The organism is Cupriavidus basilensis, from assembly GCF_029335485.1.
GTDB classification, from domain to species: Bacteria; Pseudomonadota; Gammaproteobacteria; order Burkholderiales; family Burkholderiaceae; genus Cupriavidus; species Cupriavidus basilensis_E.
In genome coordinates this window covers 1-6,029 of sequence record NZ_JARJLM010000562.1, presented here as the reverse complement: position 1 = coordinate 6,029, position 6,029 = coordinate 1, and the positions used below count along the sequence as shown (strand labels likewise).

General features: G+C 69.2%; 4 protein-coding genes. All 4 read left to right on the top strand.

All coding sequences use genetic code 11. From position 1 onward, the window contains the following. The coding region (locus P3W85_RS35155; RefSeq protein WP_346430312.1) for an N-acetylglutaminylglutamine amidotransferase at positions 1–1,819 on the top strand (1,819 nt) is incomplete at its 5' end. A 110-nt stretch (positions 1,820–1,929) separates the two neighbouring features. Continuing rightward, positions 1,930–3,720: an N-acetylglutaminylglutamine synthetase gene (gene ngg, locus P3W85_RS35150; protein ID WP_276268158.1), complete on the top strand. Its 1,791-nt coding sequence runs from the start codon at positions 1,930–1,932 to the stop codon at positions 3,718–3,720. 55 nt (positions 3,721–3,775) lie between these two features. Then, positions 3,776–4,981 (top strand): osmoprotectant NAGGN system M42 family peptidase, encoded by a 1,206-nt coding sequence (locus tag P3W85_RS35145; RefSeq protein WP_017230391.1) that lies wholly within the window; start codon positions 3,776–3,778, stop codon positions 4,979–4,981. A 50-nt stretch (positions 4,982–5,031) separates the two neighbouring features. Continuing rightward, a complete protein-coding gene (locus P3W85_RS35140) occupies positions 5,032–5,916 on the top strand; it encodes a mechanosensitive ion channel family protein (protein ID WP_035817036.1) in 885 nt (294 codons plus the stop codon). Positions 5,917–6,029 lie beyond the last annotated feature (113 nt).

The window sequence follows — 6,029 nt, the reverse complement described above, 5'->3', positions numbered from 1 at the left end:
TTCCCGCCACCGGCAGTGGACAGGAGAGCGGCTGAATATGTGTGGTATCGCTGGAGAATTGCGTTTTGACCAGGCCATGGCCGACCTGCACGCCGTCGCCGACATGACCCGCGCGCAGGCGCGGCGCGGCCCCGACGGAGAGGGCCTGTTCGGCCTGGGCAACCGTGCGTTCGGCCATCGCCGGCTGCGCATCATGGATCTGTCGCAGCGCGCGCACCAGCCCTTGATCGACAACGCGCTGGGCCTGGGCATTGTCTTCAACGGGGCGATCTACAACCATCGTGAGCTGCGCGAGGAACTGGCCGCCAAGGGCTATCGCTTCGCTTCGAGCGGCGATACCGAAGTCATCGTCAAGGCCTGGCACGCCTGGGGGCCGGCCGCGCTCGACCGCTTCGCCGGCATGTTCGCCTTCGCGTTGTGGGAGCGCGATTCCGGCGTGACCCACCTGGTACGCGACCGCCTCGGCATCAAGCCGCTTTACTACGCGCACACGCCGCAGCGCCTGCGCTTCGCCTCCACCCTGCCCGCCCTGCTGGCCGGCGGCGATATCGACCCCACGCTCGACCCCGTGGCGCTGCATCACTACCTGAGCCTGCACGCCGTCGTGCCGGCGCCGCACACCATCCTGCAAGGCGTGCGCAAGTTGCCGCCGGCCACCCATATGGTGGTGCAGCCGGACGGCCGCACCGAGAGCCGCACCTGGTGGCGGCTGGATTTCAGCCGGGACGCCGCCGATCTGGCGCGCCCGTTCGAAGACTGGCGCGAACTCACGCTGTCCACGCTGCGCGATGCCGTGCGCCGCCGCACGGTCGCCGACGTGCCGGTGGGTGTGCTGTTGTCGGGCGGCGTGGACTCCAGCCTGATCACCGGACTGCTCGCAGAAACGGGTACGCCCGGCCTGCGCACCTATGCCATCGGCTTCGAAACGGTGGGCGGCGAGGCGGGCGACGAGTTCCAGTATTCGGACCTGGTGGCCAGCCACTTCGGCACCCGCCACGAGAGGATGCGGGTTCCCGCAGCCGATCTGCTGGCTGCCCTGCCAGACGCCATCGGCGCCATGAGCGAACCGATGGTCAGCCACGACTGCGTGGCCTTCCACCTGCTGTCGGCCGCAGTGGCGCGCCACAGCCGCGTGGTGCAGAGCGGGCAAGGCGCGGACGAGGTCTTCGGGGGCTACCACTGGTACCCGCCGCTGGCCGGGAACACCGACGCGGATGGCGGCGTGGCGGCCTACCGGCGCGGCTTCTTCGACCGCACCCACGGCGAGATGGGCGAACTGCTGGCGCCGGAGTGGCTGGCCGACGATCCCAGCGGGCGCTTTCTTGCCGGCCACTTCGCGCAGGGCGGCGCCGCCAGCGCCATCGACCGCGCGCTGCGCCTGGACACCACCGTGATGCTGGTGGAGGACCCGGTCAAGCGTGTCGACAACATGACCATGGCGCATGGGCTGGAGGCGCGCGTGCCTTTCCTCGATCACGAACTGGTGGCGCTGGCGGCGCGCATGCCGCCGCATCACAAGATCGCCGCCGGCGGCAAGCATGTGCTGAAGGAAGCCGCGCGCCAGGTGATCCCGGCCGCGGTGATCGATCGCCCCAAGGGCTACTTTCCGGTGCCGGCGCTGAAATACCTGCGCGGTCCGTTTCTCGAATACGTGCGCGGCTGCATCGGCAGCGAACGCGCGCGCAGCCGCGGCCTCTATCGCGCCGGCGTGGTAGAGGCCATGCTCGACGCGCCCGACCGCCATATCACCCCGCTCAAGGGTTCCAAGGTCTGGCAGATCGCACTGCTCGAAGCGTGGTTGCAGACCCGAGGGCTTTGATCGCGGCCGCGAGCGGGCCCGCGATTCAGCGGCGAAGCGATAAAGCGATAAAGCGACAGAGTACCCGCCCGCCCGCGGGCAAGCGGGACACCAACAGGAGGAAAAGCAGGATGCCACCCACCCATGCCGCCAGTCTTGCCAAACGCAGCCGGAGCCGCGGCCGGAGCGCTCTCCCACCGCACGCCGGCAGCGCAATGCACGATCCGGCCGGCGATGCCGCGTCGCTCGGCACCGGCGTGCCGCACGCACCCGCGCCGGTATCGGCCCGCCCCAATGCCATGATCGATTGCGGCTGGGGCCGGCTGATGTTCGCCCCGGCCTTCGCTTCGCCGGCACTGCTGGCGGCCGAGCTGCAGCAGGAAGCAGCCGGCCGGCGCGACATCGCGCTTTATGTGGATGCGCCCCAGCTGGTCCTGGCGCAGGCGCCGCAAACGCTGTTCCTGGATCCCTCGCTGCTGTTCCGCCGCCGCCTCGACGCGCCGCTGGCCGACAGCGCCGCCGCGCCGGGCATCACCATCCGGCGCCTGGCCACGCGTGCCGATATTGCCGCCATCAACCGCCTCTACGCCATGCGCAAGATGGTGCCGCTCGATGCCGCAGCGGTCTGGCAGCAGCGCGGGCAGGACGCCGTGGCCTACCTGATCGCCGAGGACGAGCAGAGCGGCGAGATCGTCGGCTCGGCCATGGGCGTGGACCATGTGCTCGCCTTTGGCGACGAGCAGGGCGGCAGCAGCCTGTGGTGCCTGGTGGTGGATCCGCAGACGCATCTTGCCGGCGTGGGGCGCTCGCTGGTCACGCACCTGCTGGCGCTGTTCGCGCAGCGCGGCCGCCAGTCGCTCGACCTTTCCGTGCTGCACGACAACGAGCACGCCATCGGCCTGTATCACAAGCTCGGCTTCACCCAGTTCGATGGCTTCATCATCAAGCACAAGAACGCCATCAACGAGCCGCTGTTCGCCGGCAGCAGCGGGTGCGACCAGCTCAATCCGTACGCCGCGCTGATCGTCAAGGAAGCCCGCCGGCGCGGCATCGGGGTGGAGATCGTCGACGCCGCCGGTGGCATTTTCAGCCTGCGCTACGGCGGGCGCGAGGTGCTGTGCCGCGAATCGCTCTCCGAGCTGACCGGCGCGGTGGCCATGACGTGGTGCCAGGACAAGGCGCTCACGCGCGCACGGCTGGCAGCGGTGGGCCTCGCGGTGCCGCGCCAGCAGCCGGCGGGCAGCGCTGAAGACAACGCAGCCTTCCTTGCCGCGTGCGGCTCGGTGGTGGTGAAGCCTGCCTGCGGCGAACAGGGGCGCGGCATCAGCGTGGACGTGCGCGACACCGCTCACCTCGCCGGCGCCATCGAGGCCGCGCAGCGCGAAGGCGGCAACGTGCTGCTGGAATCCTTCTGCCCGGGCCAGGACCTGCGTATCGTGGTGATCGGCTACGAGGTGGTGGCCGCCGCCATCCGCAAACCGGCCGAAGTGGTGGGCGACGGCGCCACCGACCTGAAGACGCTGATCGAGCGCCACAGCGCGCGCCGCGCCGCCGCCACCGGCGGCGAGAGCCGCATTCCGATCGACGCGGAGACCGGGCGCTGCATCGCCGCGCAAGGCCTCGGGATGACCTCCGTACCCAAGGCCGGCCAGCGCGTGCCGGTGCGCAAGACCGCCAACCTGCACACCGGCGGGACGCTGCACGACGTCACCGCGCAATTGCACCCGGTGCTGCGCGAGGCCGCCGTCACCGCCGCGCGCGCCCTGCGCATCCCGGTGGTGGGGCTCGACTTCCTGGTGCCCGCGCACGACCGGCCCGAGTATGTGGTCATCGAAGCCAACGAGCGTCCCGGCCTGGCCAATCACGAACCGCAGCCGACGGCGGAACGCTTTGTCGACCTGCTGTTCCCGTTCACGGCCTGACCCGGGCCGGCCCCCGTACCAACCTCTTCCCGCATCGAATCATGAACCCGCCCGCATGCAGACACTGAAGATCGACCCGCATTACCTCAAGACCACGCTGCTGGAACTGCTTGCCATTCCCAGCCCCGCCGGGCTCACCGACGAGATCGTGCACTACACCGCGCGCGTGCTCGACAGCCTGGATATCCCGTACCAGCTCACCCGGCGCGGCACCATCCGCGCCACGCTGCGCGGCAATCGCGCGCAAGCCGGGCTTGGCCCCGACTGCGCCATCGTGGCGCATCTCGACACGCTCGGCGCCATGGTGCGCGAGCTGAAGCCCAACGGCCGTCTCGCGCTCGCGCCTATCGGCACATGGTCCAGCCGCTGGGCCGAGGGCGGGCGCGTCACCCTGTTTACCGAGAGCGGCCGCCATCGCGGTTCGGTGCTGCCCTTGCTGGCTTCGGGCCACGTATACAACGAGGCGGTCGATAGCCAGCCCGTTAACTGGGACCAGCTCGAGCTGCGGCTCGACGAAGATGCCGCCACGCCGCAGGCGCTGCGCGACCTCGGTATACAGGTGGGCGATTTCGTTGCCTTCGACGCCAACCCCGAGATCCTCGACAACGGCTTTATCGTCTCGCGCCATCTCGACAACAAGGCCGGCGTGGCGGCGGTACTGGCCGCGTTGAAGGCCGTGCGGGAAAGCGGCGCAGCGGTGCCGATGGACTGCCACGCCGTGTTTACGCTAACCGAAGAAGTTGGTTCGGGCGCCACCGCGGTGATCGAAGACGACGTCAGCGAAGTGATCGGCATCGACATCGGTCCGGCGGCGCCCGGGCAGGGCGCGCGCGAAGACGGCGTGACCATTCCGCTGATGGATTCGGCCGGCCCGCACGACTATCACCTCACGCGCCGGCTGCTGCGCCTGTGCGACGAGCACGGCATCCCCAGCCATCGCGACGTGTTCCGCTTCTACCACTCGGACGCGGGCGCGGCGGTCAGCGCCGGACACGATGTGCGTACCGCGCTGCTTTGCTTCGGCGCGGACGCCTCGCATGGCTACGAGCGCACCCGGCTGCCCGTGCTGGTGCATCTTGCCGAACTGCTCACCGTCTATATTCAGAGCGGGCCCACCTTGCCGGAAGACCGCCAGCGCCGCACGGGCTCGGTGGCTGGCTTCTCGCACCAGCTCGATCCGGGCCAGCTGGCACGCAGCGAAACACCGCTGCCCGACGCCGGCGAACTGGTGCATCGCCGCCGCGACGACGCCGCATCGTGAGTGAGTCGCGCATGACCAGTCTGTCCCAATTGATCGCCGGAGCCGAATCCATGAACCTCAATTTCATCGAACCACACAAGCTGGAGGCCGCCTGGGCCTACCTGCTGCAACTGGTATTGCAGCAGGGCCTGAACTGCATCGCCGCCATCCTGATCCTGATCCTGGGCTGGTGGATGTCGGGACGCACCCGCGCGGCCGTTCTGCGCGCCTTCGACCGGCCCAGCGTGGACGCCACCTTGCGCCCGATGCTGGGCAGCGTCACACAATGGATGGTACGCGTGATCACGATCGTGCTGGTGCTGTCACAGTTCGGCGTACAGACCGCCAGCATCATCGCCATGCTCGGCGCCGCCGGCCTGGCCATCGGCCTTGCGTTGCAAGGCACGCTGCAGAATATTGCGGCGGGCATCATGCTGGTGCTGCTGCGGCCGTTTCGCGTGGGCCAGTACATCGATGCCCAAGGCGTGGCCGGCACGGTGCGCGAAACCGGCCTGTTCATGACCGAGCTGACCACCTTCGACGGGGTTTGCCTGCGCGTGCCCAACGGCAAGCTCTGGGGCAGCGCCATCACCAACTACAGCGAGAACCCTACCCGCCGGCTCGATATCGAGGTCACGGTCACTTTCGGCGCCGATATCCAGGTCGCGTTCGATGCGCTGCGCGCCATGCTCGCGGCCGAGGCACGCGTACTGGCGGACCCGGCGTCCGAGGTCATGGTGTTCAACTACGCCGCACAAGGCGTGACGCTCAACGTGCGATGCTGGGTAGCGGCGGGGGATTACTGGAGCGTGCGCTTCGCCTTCTACCATCGCATCAAGCAGGTGCTCGAAGCCGCCGGCTGCGCCATCGCCGTGCCGGTGCATGAACTGCGCGTGCCCGACGACGCGCAGGCCGCGGTGTCCGGCGCGGCCAGTCCTGCGCGCCGGCTGAGCTGACACGTCCCGCCTGGCGGCTTCCACCGCCGCGGCGCGCAAGCGCCCCGCCGGTGAGCCGGTTTTTTCTTTCATGTGGCGCGCGCAATCTGCGCCACAACATCTTCGCCCCTCCC

Excerpts from the sequence above, each read along its gene's own strand:
- ngg (WP_276268158.1), top strand. The coding sequence starts at position 1,930 with ATGCCACCCACCCATGCCGCCAGTCTTGCCAAACGCAGCCGGAGCCGC.
- P3W85_RS35145 (WP_017230391.1), top strand. The coding sequence starts at position 3,776 with ATGCAGACACTGAAGATCGACCCGCATTACCTCAAGACCACGCTGCTG.
- P3W85_RS35140 (WP_035817036.1), top strand. The coding sequence starts at position 5,032 with ATGAACCTCAATTTCATCGAACCACACAAGCTGGAGGCCGCCTGGGCC.